Below are 414 nucleotides of genomic sequence, written 5' to 3'. Positions count from 1 at the left end.
AATATGGAAAGCATCCGACTCAAAAGCCGTTGGATTTATTAAAACGAATTGTACTTGCATCGACAAATAAAAATGACATTGTACTTGATCCGTTTTGCGGCAGTGGAACTACAGGAGTTGCCTGTATGTTAAATAACAGATCATTTATTGGAATTGAAATTGAAAAATCATATTGTGATTTAGCAAAAAAAAGATTAATGTCAAAATTACCGCAAAATATTGAGAATTTGGACACATTGCATGAAGATGAGAAGTACCTTACAGAGCAGGTTATCACTTATATTGGAAATAAACGTTCTCTTTTAAAATTTATCGCCAAAGGAATACAAATTGTCCAAAAACGTCTAAATAAAAATAAATTAATTATTTTTGATGTTTTTAGCGGCTCGGGAATTGTTGCCCGCCTTTTTAAGC

General features: G+C 31.9%; 1 protein-coding gene. It reads left to right on the top strand.

Annotation, left to right across the window (positions count from 1 at the left end; genetic code table 11):
• Positions 1-29: 29 nt before the first annotated feature.
• The coding region (locus ACYVRH_RS14805; RefSeq protein WP_461257620.1) for a DNA methyltransferase at positions 30-414 on the top strand (385 nt) is incomplete at its 3' end.

The sequence above is a fragment of the Treponema sp. R80B11-R83G3 genome (assembly GCF_054786115.1).
The sequence above is the reverse complement of the archived record's forward strand: the minus strand, read 5'-3'. Positions and strand labels throughout refer to the sequence as shown.